The 16466-nt window shown below is 73.8% G+C and carries 14 protein-coding genes; 5 read left to right on the top strand and 9 right to left on the bottom strand.

The features are described 5' to 3' along the window. Nucleotides 1–4: 4 nt before the first annotated feature. A complete protein-coding gene (locus ACIGW2_RS20970; protein WP_399845028.1) occupies nt 5–1855 on the bottom strand; it encodes an FAD/NAD(P)-binding protein in 1851 nt (616 codons plus the stop codon). Beyond that, nucleotides 1852–2703: an amino acid ABC transporter permease gene (locus tag ACIGW2_RS20965; RefSeq protein ID WP_391653955.1), complete on the bottom strand. Its 852-nt coding sequence runs from the start codon at nt 2701–2703 to the stop codon at nt 1852–1854. The genes ACIGW2_RS20970 and ACIGW2_RS20965 overlap by 4 nt, the downstream gene beginning before the upstream one ends. Nucleotides 2704–3141: 438 nt before the next feature. Between ACIGW2_RS20965 and ACIGW2_RS20960 the strand changes: the two genes are divergently transcribed. After that, nucleotides 3142–3636, top strand: a complete 495-nt coding sequence (locus ACIGW2_RS20960; RefSeq protein ID WP_399845025.1) for a GNAT family N-acetyltransferase — start codon at nt 3142–3144, stop codon at nt 3634–3636. Continuing rightward, nucleotides 3633–4601 carry an ABC transporter substrate-binding protein gene (locus tag ACIGW2_RS20955; protein ID WP_361580343.1) on the top strand — a complete coding sequence of 323 codons (969 nt, stop codon included), beginning with the start codon at nt 3633–3635 and terminating at the stop codon, nt 4599–4601. Before ACIGW2_RS20960 ends, ACIGW2_RS20955 begins: the two co-directional genes overlap by 4 nt. A gap of 34 nt (nt 4602–4635) precedes the next feature. On the opposite strand, the gene ACIGW2_RS20950 is transcribed toward ACIGW2_RS20955, so the two are convergent. Further along, nucleotides 4636–5859, bottom strand: coding sequence for a DUF5685 family protein (locus ACIGW2_RS20950; RefSeq protein WP_391653958.1), 1224 nt, complete (start codon nt 5857–5859; stop codon nt 4636–4638). Nucleotides 5860–6180: 321 nt separating this feature from the next. Between ACIGW2_RS20950 and ACIGW2_RS20945 the strand changes: the two genes are divergently transcribed. Next, nucleotides 6181–6615 carry a cell division protein SepF gene (locus tag ACIGW2_RS20945; protein WP_356076139.1) on the top strand — a complete coding sequence of 145 codons (435 nt, stop codon included), beginning with the start codon at nt 6181–6183 and terminating at the stop codon, nt 6613–6615. Nucleotides 6616–6630: 15 nt separating this feature from the next. Here ACIGW2_RS20945 and ACIGW2_RS20940 read toward each other — a convergent pair whose 3' ends face one another. Further along, nucleotides 6631–8355 carry an MFS transporter gene (locus tag ACIGW2_RS20940; protein ID WP_391653959.1) on the bottom strand — a complete coding sequence of 575 codons (1725 nt, stop codon included), beginning with the start codon at nt 8353–8355 and terminating at the stop codon, nt 6631–6633. A 413-nt stretch (nt 8356–8768) separates the two neighbouring features. On the opposite strand from ACIGW2_RS20940, the gene ACIGW2_RS20935 reads away from it, so the two are divergent. Next, a complete protein-coding gene (locus tag ACIGW2_RS20935) occupies nt 8769–9803 on the top strand; it encodes a phosphatase PAP2 family protein (protein ID WP_399845019.1) in 1035 nt (344 codons plus the stop codon). Nucleotides 9804–9914: 111 nt separating this feature from the next. On the opposite strand, the gene ACIGW2_RS20930 is transcribed toward ACIGW2_RS20935, so the two are convergent. Then, nucleotides 9915–10118 carry an I78 family peptidase inhibitor gene (locus ACIGW2_RS20930; RefSeq protein ID WP_361580353.1) on the bottom strand — a complete coding sequence of 68 codons (204 nt, stop codon included), beginning with the start codon at nt 10116–10118 and terminating at the stop codon, nt 9915–9917. 353 nt (nt 10119–10471) lie between these two features. On the opposite strand from ACIGW2_RS20930, the gene ctaD reads away from it, so the two are divergent. Next, complete coding sequence (ctaD, locus tag ACIGW2_RS20925; protein ID WP_399845015.1) at nt 10472–12184, top strand: cytochrome c oxidase subunit I; 1713 nt, start codon at nt 10472–10474, stop codon at nt 12182–12184. Here the strand turns inward: ctaD and ACIGW2_RS20920 are convergent. From ACIGW2_RS20920 to ACIGW2_RS20905, 4 genes are all read right to left on the bottom strand, one after another. Then, nucleotides 12123–13109 (bottom strand): YafY family protein, encoded by a 987-nt coding sequence (locus ACIGW2_RS20920; protein WP_361580357.1) that lies wholly within the window; start codon nt 13107–13109, stop codon nt 12123–12125. The two genes, ctaD and ACIGW2_RS20920, sit on opposite strands and share 62 nt — an antisense overlap. A gap of 70 nt (nt 13110–13179) precedes the next feature. Continuing rightward, on the bottom strand, nt 13180–14460 hold the full coding sequence (locus ACIGW2_RS20915; protein ID WP_399845011.1) for a glycosyltransferase: 1281 nt from the start codon (nt 14458–14460) through the stop codon (nt 13180–13182). Nucleotides 14461–14530: 70 nt separating this feature from the next. Continuing rightward, the gene (locus ACIGW2_RS20910; RefSeq protein WP_399845008.1) at nt 14531–15847 is read right to left on the bottom strand and encodes an ABC transporter substrate-binding protein; all 1317 of its coding nucleotides are present in this window, start codon (nt 15845–15847) and stop codon (nt 14531–14533) included. After that, entirely contained in the window at nt 15825–16319 is a 495-nt protein-coding gene (locus tag ACIGW2_RS20905) for a hypothetical protein (RefSeq protein ID WP_399845005.1), read from the bottom strand. Before ACIGW2_RS20905 ends, ACIGW2_RS20910 begins: the two co-directional genes overlap by 23 nt. Nucleotides 16320–16466: the final 147 nt, after the last annotated feature.

Below are 16466 nucleotides of genomic sequence, written 5' to 3'. Positions count from 1 at the left end.
CGGGTCAGGCGCTCAGGGGCTCGGGCGCGGACTCGGGCGCGACCTCGGGCGCCGGACAGGAGGCCGGTGCCCACGTCTCCCGCAGCAGCGCGAGCGCGGTGCGGGCGGTGCGGTCGTTCTGGCCCAGGGCCACGCCGCCGGTACGGGGCCGGGTGAAGGCCCCGCCGCCCCGGGCGGTGGTGTGCGGGCCGAGCGCGAAGCGGCGCGGGTGGGGGCGTCCGTCGCGCCCGAGCAGCCGCCCGTCCTCGGGGTCGACGGCGAGCAGCCCGGCCCCGGTGGCCCGGGCCCCGTCCTCGTACAGGCCGCGCAGCAGCGGGCTCGCGGTGTCCCGCACGGTCGGCTCGGGGAGCCGGGCCTCGACCAGGGCGCGGGCCTCGGTCCACTCCCCCGGCAGGCTGGTGGAGGCGGCCCGGAACACCCCGCGCTCCTCGTCGGCCTCGACGGTCAGGCCGGCGCCGAGGAAGCGCACGATCCCGGCCTCGGACAGCGCGAGCAGCTGCCGCAGGCGCGGCCCGGGCGGGCCGGACGCGAGGAAGCTGAAGAAGCCGTGCCACCAGTGGTCCAGGTCGCCCGGGTCGGCCAGTCGGGCGAGCTGTCCGTAGACGGAGACCAGGGCGCCGAAGACGGCCAGGTCGGGGCTGTACGCGGGGTCGTGGCGGCGGTCGAGGTCCTCGGTGACGTACCGCCGCAGCCCGTGCTGGAGGGCCTCGGCGGAGGCGAACCGCACGCCGTCGAGCGGGTGGTCGATCGCCTCCGGGGCGAAGCGGTCGCCCGCGTCGGGCACGGCGGCGGCGACCAGGGCGTCGAGGTCGGCACCGAGCGGCGCGGCGGCCGCGTAGGCCTCGGCGAAGTCCGCCCAGGGCAGCGCGGTGCGCTCGGGGTGGGCGGTGAACAGGCGGTGGTAGTGCGCCCAGCCGAGCTCCTTGGCGATCAGCGGCCAGACGTCCCGCCGGAACACGGGCGGCTCGGCCCGCGCCTCCAGGGCGGCGATCTGCTCGGGTCCGAAGAAGCGCGGCAGCGGCGGGGCCTCGCCGGCGAGTTCGTATCCGATCTTGGAGTGGTACGGGACGCCCCGGCGCGAGCCCACGTGCAGCACCGGCTCGCGGCCGGACGGCCGGTACACGAGCCGCCCGTCGGGCCCCTCCTCGAACCGGCCGCCGCGGCCCTCGGTGAGCAGCACCATGAGGTCGACGAAGGCGAGTCCGAAGCCTCGGACCAGGACCGGTTCGCCGGCCGGAAGCACGGAGAGGTCGGTGTCGGCGGTGAAGCCGGGCGGCAGGTGGACGAGGCCGTGACGGGCGGCGAAGGCGCCGAGCTCCCGCTGGGCCGCGTCGGGCCGGGCGTCGAGGTGGCCGAGGGTGAGCACGACGAGGTCGGCGGCGAGCGGGGCGGCGCGCCCGTCGAGCCAGACCCGCTGCCGTCCGTCGCGGGGCCCCTCCACGCGCACGGCGGTGGTGGGGTGTTCGTGCACGGTGACGGTGGCGGGCAGGGCGGCCCGGGCCTGTTCGTAGGCCCAGCGCAGATAGGCGCCCTGACGGCGGCGGGTGGGGAAGACGGCTCCGTCGGTGCCGGCCCAGTCGGCCTGGGTGGGTCCGGGGCGGACCGGCCCGTCGAGGGCGACGGTCTCGTCGGTGAAGAGGGTGACGTCCGCGGCCCGGGAGTTCATCCAGAGCAGCGGGGACTGGGCGGTGCGCCAGACCCGGCCGGGGCCGGGCGGGTGCGGGTCGACCAGGTGCAGGTCCAGGGGCCGGTCGCCGTACAGCTCGGGGAGGTTGGCGGCGATCCGCTCCAGGACGCCGGTGCCGCGCGGTCCTGCGCCGACGATCACCAGGGAGGGGCGGGGGGCGGCGCTCATCGGGCACCCGCCGTGCCGCGGCCGTAGTGCCGCTCGACGTAGTGCTGGCCGACGCTGAGCACGGAGGTGACCAGGACGTACCAGACGGTGGCGACCAGGAGCAGCGGGATGACCTGGTAGGTGCGGTGGTAGACGAGCTGCACCGAGTAGAGCAGGTCCTGCACGGCGATGACGGAGACGATCGAGGTGCCCTTGAGGGTGCCGATCAGCATGTTGCCGGCGGGCGGCACGATGGAGCGCATGGCCTGCGGCAGCACGATCCGGGTGAACCGGCGGCGCCGGCCGAGGCCGAGCGACTGCGCGGCCTCGATCTGGCCGCGGTCGACGGAGAGGATGCCGCCGCGGACCACCTCGGCGGCGTAGGCGGCCTCGTGCAGGGTGAGGCCGATGACGGCGACGGACAGCGGGCCGAGCAGGTTGACGGTGTGGATGCCGAGGACGGTCGGGTAGAGCGCGCCGATGTTGAACCAGAACAGCAGCTGGACCAGGATCGGCGTGGACCGGAAGAACCACACGTAGGCCCAGCTGACCGCGCGCAGCACCGGGTTGGCGGAGAGCCGCAGCACGGCGAGCAGGGTGCCGAGGGCGAAGCCGGCGGCCATCACGGCGGCGGTGAGCCAGAGCGTGAGGCCGAGGCCGCGCAGCACGGCGGTGGAGGTGAAGTAGGCGGCGACGACGTCCCACTGGAAGGCGCGGTTGGTGAGGACGGAGTACAGCCCGAGGGCGGCGAGGAGGACGACGGCGCCGGCCGCGGTCCACTGGCCGGTGCGGCGGGCGGGGACGATGCGGAGCGCCGGTTCCGGCGGGGCCGGAGCGGGTGCGGGGGCTTTGGCGAGGGTCGCGGACATGCGAAGGCTCCGTGGATGCCAGGACGGCCCGGTGGGCCGGGGACGGATCGAACACGGGGTGCGCCTTCACGCGCGAGGACGCTCGGATCGGGCCCCTCAGCCCGGTCCGCGCCCTTCGAGGCTATGCGCTGAACACGGCCCGCTGTCAAGGCTGTCCGCACTGTGAGCCGTACGTCTCATCACGGTTGACGGGAAAACGGATGCCTGTTCCACTTGGGCCATGCATCCGCAGCAGTGGCTGGTCACGCGCTCCCACATCGACTTCGGTCGAGTGTGGTCCTCTTCCTGTTGAGCCGACCCCCCGCTGCACCCTGCCCGCGTGCTGTCCTCCGCGGCGCCTTCACACGCGGTCACGCCCCCGTGCGTGCCCGGAACCTCCCCTCCCCTCGCTCCACCCTGCCCTTCCGGGCTTTCCCGCCTTCGTCCTGAAGGACCGTCATGACCTTCGCGCCGCCCGGCGTGTCCGTGCACCGGACCACGCCCGCCGACCCCTTGGCACGCCCGCTCCTGGACGAGCTGGCCCACGAGTACGAGACCCGTTACGGCTCGTCGGAGGACCTGAACCGCTATCCGGCGGCCGAGTTCGCCCCGCCGCACGGGGCGTTCCTGCTGCTCCTGGAGCGGGGACGGCCCGTCGCCGGCGGCGCGTACCGCCGCTACGACGAGCGCACCGCCGAACTGAAGAGGATCTGGACCCACTCCCGGCACCGCCGCCGCGGCCTGGCCCGCCGGGTCCTCACCGTCCTCGAACGGGAGGCCGCCGAGCGCGGCTACTCCCGCATCTACCTCACCACCGGACCGCGCCAGCCCGAGGCCAAGGGCCTCTATCTGGCGGCCGGTTACCGCCCGCTCTTCGACCTGGCGGCGGATCCCGAGTCGATCGGGCCGCTGCCCTTCGAGAAGCACCTGGACCTGGAGACCACGACGCCATGAGCACCTCGCACCCGCGACGCAACGCCGTCGCCTTCGCGCTGATCACCACCGCCGCGCTCGCCCTCACCGCCTGCGGCTCGGGCACCCCGGCGACCGCACCGGCCGGCGCGGCCGGGAAGGGCGGCGCGGCCCAGGGGGCGCTGCCGACCGAGGACGTGGTCGCGGGGGTACGCAAGAACGAGGCCGCGGCGAAGCTGCTACCCGCCGACGTGCGGGAGCGGGGCTCCTTCACGCTCGCCGCCTCCGTCGGCAGCCCGCCCAGCTCGGCCTATCTGCCCGACGGGCGCACGGTGGTCGGTCTGGACGCCGACTTCGCCGCCGCCGTGGCGAAGGCGCTCGGCCTGGAGGTGAAACGCGAGGTGGCCGGCTTCGAGGCGATCCTGCCGGCGCTCGGCAGCGGCAAGTACGACGTGGGCACCGGCAATTTCGGCGTCACCGAGGAGCGCCGGAAGACCATCGACTTCGTGACCTACGTCAACGACGGGCAGGGCTTCGCGGCCCGGGCGGACAGCGCCCTCGCCGCGGTGACCGACCTGTCGCAGCTGTGCGGTCTGAAGGTCGCCACCGGCGCGGGCACCACCTTCGAACGCACCCTGGAGCAGAACAAGGGGCGCTGCGCGGCGGCCGGGAAGCCGGCGTACGAGGTGAACGTCTACAACGAGCCCGGCGCGGTGTGGATGTCGCTCCAGCAGGGCCGCAGCGACGTGGTGATGAGCACCATCAACGGCATCCGCTACGCGGTGACCCAGCAGCCCGGCACGAAGTTCCTGAACGAGTACCGGCGGCTCGACGTCGGCTTCGCGTTCAAGAAGGGCACGCCGCTGGCGCCCGCCTTCCAGGCCGCGGTCAACGGCCTGAAGGCGGACGGCACCTACGACCGCATCCTGCGGAAGTGGGGCGTGAGCGCCTCCGCGATCCCCGCGTCGCGGATCTCGCCGCCGGAGATCCCGGCGCCGAAGAAGTAGCAGGGGTCGCCGCGGGGGCCGGCGGTCGCGCGGCTCAGCAGTCGCAGCCGCAGCCGTCGCAGCAGCAGCCGTCACCGCAGCACCCGTCGGAGCAGTTGCTGCAGCAGTCACAGCAGTCGCAGCAGTCTCCGATGTCGTTGCACAGGCCCTCGCGGCGCTGCCGGGTCCACGGGTCCTCGTACGTGCCGCAGCACAGCTGGCAGGTGCAGGCGAGGCCGAGCCAGACCGCGCAGCCGGCGAGGGTGCCGCGCCGGTTCGGCGGCTCCGGCGGCAGCCCGGGGCCGCCGGGCCCGCCCGGTCCGGGCTGCCAGGGGCCGGTCCCCGGGGCGGCGTACGGGTTGCCGGGCACCGGCACGTGCGGCGGCTGCCCCGGAACCGGCCCGTGCGCGCACGTGGCGCCCGACGCGGAGGCGAAGGCCCGGTCGACGGAGACCCGCAGCTCGTGGACGAGGAGCACGTGGGCGAGGTGTCCGTCGGCGAACTCGGCGTCCTTCAGGGCGAGGCGTATGCCGTGCAGGGCGTCGTCGGCGAGCCGGCGGGCCTCCTCGCGGGAGGTGCCGGTCGCGGTGAGCGGGTTCCAGGCGCCGGCGGCGTCGTCGGCGGCCTGGTCCTCGACGGCGTCCAGGAGGTGGGCGAGCCGGCCGAAGAGCCGGCCGGCCTCGGCGAGCGGTTCGGCGTTGCCGGGGCGCCCGGCGAGCACCGCGGTGTGCGCGAAGGCCGCCGCGGTGGCGGTCTCGGTCGGTTCGGTGACGACGAGCAGCGGGGTGCCGGGCCCGGCCAGGGCCTCCAGGCCGGTCTGCCGGTCGACGGCGTCGACCAGGACGGCGGTGTCGAAGCCGAGCTCCCGTCCGGTGCGGGCACCGGCCCGGTCCCAGGAGCGGGCGACCCGGCGGGCCGCGGCGGCGACCGGGCGGCGGGCCAGCAGTCCGTCCCGGTCGGCGACGTGGTCGCGGATCTTGGCGGAGGCGAGCACCAGGGAGACCGCGGCGGCGAGCCGGGCGCCCTCGCCGCGGGCGACCGGCGCGGTCCGCAGGGCGCGCAGCGGGCAGGGGCCGGCGGTGCGCCGGCCGGCCTCGGTGCGCCCGGTCTGAGCCTCCGTCAGCACCGAGACGATCAGGCCGTCGTAGTTGGTGACGATGCGGGCGAACTGTCCGTGGTCGGCCCGAAGTGCCAGACAGAGGCCGCAGAGATGGGCCATCCACTCGACCTTCAGACCTTCGGTGAGTCGGTGCGCGCAGGGCCTGACGATTCCGAACAAGACACTCCCCCGTGGGCCGGCGCGGGGCTCCGCGCGACTGCGTCGGGCATCGTACCCAGCCGGTCCCGTTCACCCGTACGCCCCGGTCGTCACCCTTCCGGCCCGACGTTCTTCATTTAAGTTGCACGGCTCCGTCCGACCCCCTGTCAGGCCCCGTATACCGCAAGAAGCCTGACGAATCGCCAGATTCCGGCCCTCACGTTCTGCACCAGTACCGTCACGAATCCCCTGCGCGCCGACTATCCACTTGGCGCGCGATCCGCATCATGGACGACGATAGGGATTGCGGAACCACGAGTGACCGCGCGAAAGGAGGCGTCCATGGGATCGGTGCGCAAGGCCAGTGCCTGGCTGGGACTCGTCGAGGACAACGACGAGCGTTACTACGACGACGAGTACGCCGACGGTGCCGAGAGCAACGACGCCTGGGTGACGGACCCGCGGGTGCGGGTGGCGACCGACACGGCCCAGGAGCAGGGCCGTCGGATCGCGACCGTCTCCCCCGACGGGTTCCGGGACGCCCGGGGCATCGGCGAGCTGTTCCGGGACGGCGTCCCGGTGATCGTGAACCTGACCGCGATGGAGCCGAACGACGCCAAGCGCGTGGTCGACTTCGCCGCCGGTCTCGCCTTCGGTCTGCGCGGCTCGATCGAGCGGGTCGCGACCCGGGTCTTCCTGCTGACCCCGGCCGACACGGAGATCGTCAGCGGGGAGTCCGGCGGCCGTTCGCAGGACGGTTTCTTCAACCAGTCCTGACCGGACCCGGGCCGGTCAGTGGCCCGGCGTTCCCGAACCGGCCGGTTCGGTCCGGCCCCGCGTGGCGGGGACCCGTACGGCATCCGCGGCCCCGCCCCCCGTCCGCGGCCCGCCGTCCGGTCCCGGCGACTTCCGGGCCGGCCCGGGACAGCTCGTGCCGCCCACGGACGCGTCCACCGCGTCCACAAGCCGCGGGTCGACCGCCGGGCACTCCATCACGCGCGGCAGGCGCAGCGCCATCAGCGCGCCGACCAGGAGCAGCCCGGCGCTCACGCACAGCGTCACGTGCAGTCCGCTGACGAAGGCGTGCCGGGCGGCGTGGTGCAGCGCCGCGCCGGCCGGGCCGCCGAGCCCGGCGGCGACCTGGTAGGCCTCGCCGAGCGAGTTCGTGGCGGCCTTCGCCGCCGCGTCCGGCACTCCCGGCACCCCGCTCAGCCCGGGCGCGTACGCCGCGTTCATCACGCTGCCGAGCAGCGCGGTGCCCATGCCGGCGCCGAGCTGGTAGGAGGTCTCGCCGATCGCCGCGGCGCCGCCCGCGCTTTGCGGCGGGGCCTCGCTGAGCATCGACTCGTACGCCGAGAAGAGCGTGGTCTGCAGACCGAAGCCGAGCAGCACGAATCCCGTGGTGAGCAGCAGCGGCCGGTCGTGCTGGCCCATGAGGACGAGCAGCAGCACCGCACCGGCGGTCAGCAGGAAGCCCCAGCACACCATCCGGCGCGGGCCGAGCCGGCGCAGGGTGTACGAGCCGGTGGCGCCGGCGGCCATGGCGGCGAGGGTGAGCGGCAGCAGCCGCAGGCCGGTCTCGACCGGACTGAGGCCGAGGATCAGCTGGAGGTACTGGACGGCGATCAGCTGGAGGCCGACCAGGGCCAGCATGGCGAGCACCACGCAGCCCACCGAGGTGGTGAAGGCGGCGCGGGCGAAGAGCCGCATGTCGATCAGCGGGTGGGCGCGGCGGCGCTGGCGGCGCACGAAGCCGAACAGCAGCAGGGCGCCGAGCAGCAGCGGGCCGAGGGTGGCGAGGGCCAGTGGCGGGTCTCCGGCGCCGAGCCGTTTCACACCGAGGACGACGCCGAGCACACCGGCGGCGGCCATGAGCGCGCCGAGCACGTCCCAGGGCCCGTCGGCGTCGCCGCGGGACTCCGGCAGGAGCAGCCGGCCGAGCGGGAGCATCAGCGCCATCAGCGGGATGTTCACCAGGAAGACCGAACCCCACCAGAAGTGCTCGACGAGGAAGCCGCCGAGCACCGGCCCGGTGGCCGCGCCGATGGCCGCGGTGGCGGTCCAGATGCCGATGGCGGTGGCGCGCTCGCGCCGGTCGGGGAAGACGGCGCGGAGGATCGAGAGCGTGGCGGGCATGATCATCGCGCCGCCGACGCCGAGCAGCGCGCGGGCGCCGATCAGCACGGCGGGCGCGGTGGCGAGCGCGGCGATCGCCGAGGCGAGGCCGAACAGCGCGTAACCGAGCAGCAGCACCCGTCTGCGGCCGGCCCGGTCGCCCAGGGTGCCGAAGAGGATCAGCAGCGAGGCGCAGATCAGCGGATAGGCGTCGACGATCCACAGCAGCGCGGTGGAGCTCGGGTGGAGGTCCTCCGTGAGGGAGGGGACGGCGACGTGCAGCACGGTCGAGTCGAGCGCGACGAGCAGCAGGCTGACGCAGAGGACGACGAGGACGACCCAGCGGTTGGCACCACCGCCGGCGGTGCGGAGACGTGCTCCGGCCGTGTTCGTCCGCGCCATGTACGTACCTCCCAGTGAAGCCCTCGCGCTCGGCGGGCACCGGCCGGGAGCGGCCCCGGGACGGCCCGGCATCGACGGGCGAGTGAGCCGTCAGCGTACGCGAGTTCAAGGCCCGAGCGCGTGGTCCAGCTCTCACCCGGCGGGCCGCGCGGTGTGGCGTACGCCACTCCGGGCGCCCGGCGCGGCGGGGCGCGGGCGGGCCGAATTCGGCGTCCGGGAGCCCGCGTCGAATTCCGGGAGGGCCTCAAACACGCTTCCGGAAAAACCGGTCCGTCAAAAGCGCCGGAGGTCATCGGATTTTCCGACGGGTGACGGGAACAAACGCCCGGCTGAGAGCAACTCCACATCACATCGTCATCACGAAGGCACCGGAACGACCAAGGTCGCTACTCACTCCCTGTAACGTCGATTGGGTGCGTACCGACATCTTTGCCCGGCTGGACCGGGAGCCGGAACCGCCGAAGATAGAGGTCCCGCGGATGACCCGCACGCGTCTCGCCCTCTTCGGCGGGACGCTGGCGTTCTATCTGGCCATCGTCGTCGCCGTACTGCTGTCGACCTGGCTGGTCACCCTCGACTGGAAGATCATGCTCTTCCGCCCCTACCAGCAGTGGCAGGGGCTGCACGCCTTCCTCGACTACTACGTCGTCCTCGGCCAGCGCGGCCCCACGGCCGTCATGGTGGCGGCCTGGCTGGGCTGGCGCTCCTGGCGCCAGCACACCCTGCGACCGCTGCTCTGCCTCGGCGCCGCGCTGCTCCTGCTGAACGCGACCGTCGGCGCGGTCAAACTCGGACTCGGCCGCCTCGGCCCCCACTACGCGACGCAGATCGGCTCCGCCGAGCTCTTCGCCGGCGGCGATATATTCCCGTCCGGGCACACCGCCAACGCGGTCGTGACCTGGGGCATCCTGGCCTATCTGGCGACCACGCCGAGGGCCCGCCGCTATCTCTCCGCCCTGTCGGCCGTGGTCGCGCTCGGCGTCGGCCTCACCACCGTGTACCTGGGGACGCACTGGCTGAGCGACGTGCTGCTCGGCTGGGCCGCCGGCCTCCTCATCCTGCTCGCGCTGCCCTGGTGCGAGCCGGTGCTCGCGGTCGCGGAGGCCTGGATCCTGGCCCTGCGCGACCGGCTGCGCGAGCAGCTGCGGTCCCGCCGGCGCCTGGTGCCCTCGCTGCCGGTGGCGAGCGGAGGCCCGCTGCCGGGCCTCTTCCCGCAGCGTCCGGCCGCGTCCGGGGCCGAGGAGCCGGTCCGGGAGACCGTCGGCGCCGGCTCCGGCCGGGCCGCGGCCACCCGCGGCGGCGCGCCCCGCGCGGGCCAGCCGCTGGCGGCGCCGCGCGCCCACCAGACCCACCACGGCGCGCACCACACGGTGCGCGCCGAGCGCGGCCCGGTCGGTCCGGCCGGCAGCCGTCGGCCGCCGCACTCACGGCCCGCGACGGGCGGCTGAGCCGCCCCGGGACCCAGGGCCGACGCAGGACGTACGCGAGGGCCCCGGCCGATTCCGATCGGCCGGGGCCCTCGCGCGCGTCCGGGGGCGCCACGGCGGCGGGCGGCCCGGTCAGCCCCGCCAGACGCGGGTGACGACGCCGTGCTCCACCTCGAAGTTGATGCGCCCCTCCAGGTACTCCATGGTGATGATCGAGCCCGGCGGCAGGGACCGGACGACACGGTGGCCGCGGGCCCTGGCCAGCCGCTCGGCCTCCTCCTCGGCGAGCCCCACATAGCTTTCACCGGCGTGCTCGGGTGTGTGTTCGGGTGTCATACAGCTCACGTTAGTACCCCGCCGGTCACGCTTGTGTCACAGCTTCTCGACATAAGCCCGGGGAGACCGCGCCGATCGGCAACGACGGTTTCCAGCCGTTTCCCGGGTAATTCCCGACCGCTTCCGCCGCTCTCCCGCACGGGCCGCGTACGCATCCGGAAAGCGCTTCACGAATTCCGCGCCCCGGCCCTCCGGCCGGTAATTCGGTACGGCTCCGGGGCCGCGAACCGGCGGGAGCGGCGTGCCGGGCCGGATTCACGCTTTCCCCGCACCCCGTCCACATCCTCCCCCGACCGGACGACCCGCCGGTCCGCCTCCCCCGCTGCCCGCCCGGCCGGGGCCATCATCCGGGGATGGGCACCGAGACCGAGACCGCGGCCGTCGATCCGCCGCGACAGCGGCATGGCCGGCTGCTGATCGACTGGGTCACCACGACGGACCACAAGAAGATCGGCCACCTCTATCTGGCGACCTCGTTCGTCTTCTTCCTGATCGCCGGGGTCCTGGCGATGCTGATGCGGGCCGAGCTGGCCCGGCCGGGGCTCCAGCTGGTGGACAACCTGGACTACAACCAGGCCTTCACCGTGCACGGCACGATCATGCTGCTGCTCTTCGCGACGCCCACCTTCGCGGGCTTCGCCAACGAGCTGGTGCCGCTCCAGATCGGCGCGCCCGACGTGGCCTTCCCGCGGCTCAACATGTTCTCGTACTGGCTGTTCCTCTTCGGCGGCCTGATGGTGGTCTTCTCCTTCCTCACCCCGGACGGGCCGGCCGCCTTCGGCTGGACCGCCTACGCCCCGCTGAACAGCGCGCTGCGGGCCCCGGGGGCGGGCGTCGACCTGTGGATCGTCGGGCTCGCCCTCTCCGGCTTCGGCACCATCCTGGCCTCGGTGAACTTCCTGGCGACGATCATCGGGATGCGGGCCCCCGGCATGACGATGTTCCGGATGCCGATCTTCACCTGGAACGTCCTCTTCACCACGATCCTGGTCCTGGTCGCCTTCCCGGTGCTCGCCGCGGCCCTGCTGGTCCTGGAGTCCGACCGGCGGCTCGGCTCGATGGTCTTCCGGCCGGAGAACGGCGGGGCGCTGCTCTGGCAGCACCTGTTCTGGTTCTTCGGGCACCCCGAGGTCTACATCATCGCGCTGCCGTTCTTCGGCATCGTCACCGAGATCATCCCGGTCTTCGCCCGCAAGCCGATCTTCGGCTACGTGACCCTGGTCGCCGCCACCATGACCATCACCGGCCTGTCGGTGGTGGTGTGGGCGCACCACATGTTCGTGACCGGCGCGGTGCTGCTGCCCTTCTTCTCGCTGCTGTCCTTCCTGATCGCCGTGCCGACCGGGGTGAAGTTCTTCAACTGGACGGGCACCATGCTGCGCGGCTCGCTGTCCTTCGAGACGCCGATGCTGTGGGCGACCGGCTTCCTGGTGTCCTTCCTCTTCGGCGGGCTGACCGGGGTGATCCTGGCCTCGCCGCCGATGGACTTCCACGTCACCGACTCGTACTTCGTGGTGGCCCACTTCCACTACACCGTCTTCGGCACGGTCGTCTTCGCGACCTTCGCCGGCTTCCACTTCTGGTGGCCCAAGTTCACCGGGCGGATGCTCGACGAGCGGCTGGGAAAGATCCACTTCTGGACCCTCTTCACCGGCTTCCACACCACCTTCCTGGTGCAGCACTGGCTGGGCGCCGAGGGCATGCCCCGGCGGTACGCGGACTACCTGGACGCCGACGGATTCACCGCGCTCAACACGGTGTCGACGATCGGCGCCTTCCTCCTCGGCCTGTCCACGCTGCCCTTCCTCTACAACGTGTGGCGCACCTGGCGGTACGGCGAGAAGGTCACGACGGACGACCCGTGGGGCTTCGGCCGCTCCCTGGAGTGGGCGACCTCCTGCCCGCCGCCCCGGCACAACTTCACCGAGGTGCCGCGGATCCGCTCCGAGTCGCCCGCCTTCGACCTGCACCACCCGGAGTTCGCGGCGCACGAGCGGCTGCGGCTCACGGGGCGGACGGCGGAGCACCGCCCGGCCGGTCGAGAGCCCGGGACAGGCGGTCCCTGAGCACCCGCACCCGGTCCGCCAGCTCCGGCGGGTCCAGCACCTCGAACTCGAAGCCGATCATGGCGACGTGGATCACCATCACGTCCAGGGTGTGCGCGCCGGTGCGCAGCAGGCAGGAGTGCTCGCCCTCGGCGGTGAGCACCCCGTGGGCGATGCCGACGGCCGCGGCGGCCTCGGCGAGCGGCACGTGCAGCCGTACCGTCGCCTCGGTGGCGTACGCGCCGGTGGACACGCCCCGCGCGACATACGCGGCCAGGTCCTCGGCGGGCGGCTCGCGGGGCGTGAAGCGCGGCCCGTGCGGCGGCTTCGGCACGATCCGGTCGGCGCGGAAGGTGCGCCAGCCGTCCCGGTCCAGGTCCCAGGCGACCAGGTACCAGCGGCGCTCGGTGCACACCAGGCGGTGCGGCTCGACCGTGCGGCGGGTGGCGGCCCCGGCGTGGTCCCGGTACTCGAAGCGCAGCCGCTCGGCGTCCCGGCAGGCGTTCGCCAGCTCGGTCAGCACCGCCGGGTCGACCCGGTCCGCGGGGGTGCGCAGCATCGGCACGGTGAAGGCGTTGAGGGCGCCCACCCGGCGCCGCAGCCGGCCCGGGAGCACCTGCTCCAGCTTGGCGAGGGCGCGCACCGAGCTCTCCCCGATGCCCTCCACCCCGTGTCCGGCCGCCGTGCGCAGTCCGACCGCGACGGCGACCGCCTCGTCGTCGTCGAGCAGCAGCGGCGGCAGCTCGGCGCCCGCGCCCAGCTGGTAGCCGCCGCCGGTGCCGGGCGTGGCGTGCACCGGATAGCCGAGCTCCCGCAGCCGCTCGACGTCCCGCCGCACGGTCCGGGCGGTCACCCCGAGCCGGTCGGCGAGCTCGGGGCCGGACCACTCCCGGTGGGCCTGGAGCAGCGAGAGCAGACGCAGCAGTCGTGCGGAGGTCTCCAACATGGGCGCGAGTCTGCCAGCGATCGCGGACGGGTACGGTCCGCGATCCTCCGCTCCCCCCGTGCGGCGGGCGTCAGCGCAGCCGGCGGACGATCCGGCCGGCCCGGGCCTTCGCCGCGTAGACGGCGTCGACCGCCGCGCCGGCCGTACGGTGCGCGGCGGCGCGCAGCGCGGGATGGCTGCGCGGGCGGGAGCCGGCGCCGGCCGCGGCCAGGTCCGACCAGATGGACAGGTGGCGGGCGGCGGTACGGGACGGGTCGAAGCGCTCGGAGGCGGCGAGGGCCGCCTTCGCGGCGCGGGCCCGGGCCTCGTCGTCGTTGATCAGGCCGAGCAGCGCGGCGGCCACCGCCGCCGTGTCGTCGACCGGGACGAGCCGCCCGTCCACGCCGTCCTCGATGATCTCGCCGGGGCCGTGCGGGCAGTCGGTGGAGACCACCGGAAGTCCGCAGCGCATCGCCTCGACGATGGTCATCCCGAAGGACTCGCGCCGGGAGGTGACGACGGCGAGCGAGCCCTTGGCCCACTCGGGCTCCATGGGATGGGCGGTGCCCATGAGGAACACGTGCTCGCGCAGCCCCAGCCGCTCGATCTGCCGGGCCAGCGCCTTCTTCAGGTCGTCGACGGCGTCGCCGGTGCCGTAGATCCGCAGCTTCCAGTCGGGCCGGGCGGCGACCACGTCCGCGAAGGCGTCGATCAGCAGGTCGTAGCGCTTGACCGCGGTGAGCCGGCCGGCCGCGACGACGACCTTCGCGGCCGGGTCGGCGGGCGGCACGGCGGGCGCGGGCACACTGTTGGGCACGGCGTCGATCCGTACGCCGGGCAGCCCGAGCGCGCGATAGGCGCGGGCGTCGGCCTCGGTGACCGTGGTGACGGCGTCCAGGAGGGCGTACTCGTGCCGGATGTCGCGCCGCAGCCGGTAGCTGTGCCCGTCCAGGGTCAGGTGCTCCTGGCCGATCAGGACCGGCCCGCGCGGGGCCTGCCGGGCGAGCTGCACGTTGAGCCCGGGGCGGGTGGCGACGACCACGTCGGCCTCGACGGAGGCGAGATGGGCGCCGATCCGCGCGTCGGTGAGCGCGCTGTACTGCTTCCAGCGCCCGTCGCCGCGCGGGAACACCCGGGCGGGGCGGTGGAAGTCGGGGTGCTCCCCGTCGTACGTGGGGCTCGTCTTCCGGATGTCGACGAGGTGACGCAGCGTCACTCCCTCGGGCACTCCGAGGATCGGCCGGTCGCGGTGGCGGAACACCGAGACGATCTCCACCTCGTGGCGGTCCGCCAGTTCGGCGGCCAGCGTGAAGGTCGTCCGGATGGTGCCGCCGATGTGGTAGCCGTTGTGGAGCAGGAAAGAGATGCGCATCGTGCCGCCGGTTCCCCCCGGTCAGGTGGTGCCTGGTCGGGCTGACTGTACTGCCCCGGCGCGGGCGGGTTCACGGGCGGTATCCGAGCTGGGGGACGGTGGCGCAGTTCCGGTTCATGTCGCCCTGCGCGACCCAGCCGTGTCCGTCGCGCCAACGGGCCACGGACAGACAGGTGTCGCGGAACTCCGGTGGTTCGGCGAGGTGCTCGAAGCGGACGGGCAGCAACAGGCCGCGGGCGGTGTACGGCTCGGCCCGGTTGACGTACCGCTCGACGCAGGCCCGGGTCGGCCCCCGCTCGTCCGTGCCGAGGCAGGACCGGGCCGCGTCGGTGAACCACATGGCCGCCGCCCAGCCCTCCAACTGCCACTGGGACAGCGTCCGCTGGCCCCGCCGCTCCATGGCGGCCCGGAACTCGCGCACGGCGGGGACGGAGGTGTCGTCGTACGAGCGGCTGGAGCCGGTGGCGTAGAGCGCGGCCCGGCAGCCGGGGGCGCGGGCGTAGTCGCGGGGCACGGCCGCGTTCCAGTTCTGCACGTTGGTCACCTTGGCCGCGACCCGCACGCCGGAGGCCTGCATCGCCTCGCACAGCCGGGCGTTGCCGTGGCTGTCCATGGCGTCGAAGACGACGTCGACCCGCTGGGCCCGCAGATCGGCCGCCACCGCGCGGAAGTTGGGCAGCACGAAGTCGACCTGCTCGTCGACGACCCGGTAGCCCTCCTTGCGCAGCCCGTCCGCGACGAGCCGGGCATAGGCGGCGGAGGCGGCCTGGTTGTAGGAGACGACGGCGGCGGTCCGGGCGCCGAGGTGGGTCCTGAACCAGCGGTAGACCTCGGTCCCGCCGTACAGCACGCCGTGCCAGCCGGGCGCGGCGCCGGTGCGCGGGGCGGAGCTGCCGTAGATCCCGTAGAGGTGGGGGTAGGTCTCGTAGGCGGGGGTGAGCGGCTGTCCACCGATGTCGGGGACGCCGGCGGCGGAGACCCGCGGGGCGCCCGCGTAGTCGAGGGCGGTGGTGGCGACCAGGGCGAAGACCTTGCGCTCGTCGACGAGCCGGTGCACACAGGCGTTGTTGCCGACCCCGCTGCCGCCGTCGTCGCAGGTGACCACCTCGATCCGGCGTCCGTCGAGGCCGCCGCGGGCGTTGAGGGCGGCGAAGTAGGCGAGGGCGCCATCGCGCGGGCCGGTCAGGGCGTCGCCGCCGACCGGGCTGGTGGCGCTGGTGATGACGCCGACGCGGAGCGGCTCACCGCCGGAGGGGTGGACGGTGGGCCGCGTCTCGAAGGCCCGCTCCGGAAGCCGGCTGCCGCAGCCCGTGACGAGCGCGGTGAGCGCGGCGAGCCCGGCGAGGAGCAGCGCCAGGGCCGTCTCAACAGCCCGGGACGGTCGCACCGCTGACCTGGACGAGGCCGCAGAGCGTCCGCACGGAGACCTTCCAGGTGTCGTTCTGGAGCACGGAGGTGCCCTTGGCGTCCGGCAGCGCGGTGTTGTCGGCGACCAGCAGGTCGTAGGTGACGTTCGCGCCGGTGGGCGAGGTGAAGTCGATCTTCTTCACCTTCGCGGAGCTCTGGGCGGCGTTCTTGTCGCCGGCGAAGGCCGCGAGCACGGGCGCCATCCGCTCGCCGTCCTCCAGGAGCTTGATGCGCTCGGCGGTCGGCGTCTTCGGGTCGAAGAAGGCGGTCCAGTTCTTGGTGATCTGTGCCTTGGCCGCGTCCGGGTCCGCCGGCTGGTCGGTCATCGCGGGCATGGTGGTCGGCGTGACCTTGTCGGAGGAGCCGTTGTCGTCCGAGCAGCCCGCGAGGACCGGGGCGAGGAGGAGTACCGCGGTGGCGCCGAAGGCGCCCGCGCGTCGCGAGAGAAGCATGTCGCTCACCACCCTGTCGTTTCCAGGGTGAGCCGGTTCCGCACATAGCGCAAGGAAGCGGACGGAAGGGAACATAGGAGCAGCGAGCGGGGAAGGACGACCCCTGGGACCGTGGGTCGGGAAGACCCCCGGGCGGCCTCGGGCTTC

It is taken from the genome of Streptomyces sp. NPDC053541 (genome assembly GCF_044544705.1).
Classification (GTDB): Bacteria; Actinomycetota; Actinomycetes; order Streptomycetales; family Streptomycetaceae; genus Streptomyces.
This window is presented reverse-complemented; position numbering and strand designations above follow the sequence as displayed.

Bases quoted from the DNA above. Each gene is read 5' to 3' on its own strand.
- ACIGW2_RS20970 (WP_399845028.1), bottom strand. From the start codon at position 1,855: ATGAGCGCCGCCCCCCGCCCCTCCCTGGTGATCGTCGGCGCAGGACCG.
- ACIGW2_RS20965 (WP_391653955.1), bottom strand. From the start codon at position 2,703: ATGTCCGCGACCCTCGCCAAAGCCCCCGCACCCGCTCCGGCCCCGCCG.
- ACIGW2_RS20960 (WP_399845025.1), top strand. From the start codon at position 3,142: ATGACCTTCGCGCCGCCCGGCGTGTCCGTGCACCGGACCACGCCCGCC.
- ACIGW2_RS20955 (WP_361580343.1), top strand. From the start codon at position 3,633: ATGAGCACCTCGCACCCGCGACGCAACGCCGTCGCCTTCGCGCTGATC.
- ACIGW2_RS20945 (WP_356076139.1), top strand. From the start codon at position 6,181: ATGGGATCGGTGCGCAAGGCCAGTGCCTGGCTGGGACTCGTCGAGGAC.
- ACIGW2_RS20940 (WP_391653959.1), bottom strand. From the start codon at position 8,355: ATGGCGCGGACGAACACGGCCGGAGCACGTCTCCGCACCGCCGGCGGT.
- ACIGW2_RS20930 (WP_361580353.1), bottom strand. From the start codon at position 10,118: ATGACACCCGAACACACACCCGAGCACGCCGGTGAAAGCTATGTGGGG.
- ctaD (WP_399845015.1), top strand. From the start codon at position 10,472: ATGGGCACCGAGACCGAGACCGCGGCCGTCGATCCGCCGCGACAGCGG.
- ACIGW2_RS20920 (WP_361580357.1), bottom strand. From the start codon at position 13,109: ATGTTGGAGACCTCCGCACGACTGCTGCGTCTGCTCTCGCTGCTCCAG.
- ACIGW2_RS20915 (WP_399845011.1), bottom strand. From the start codon at position 14,460: ATGCGCATCTCTTTCCTGCTCCACAACGGCTACCACATCGGCGGCACC.
- ACIGW2_RS20905 (WP_399845005.1), bottom strand. From the start codon at position 16,319: ATGCTTCTCTCGCGACGCGCGGGCGCCTTCGGCGCCACCGCGGTACTC.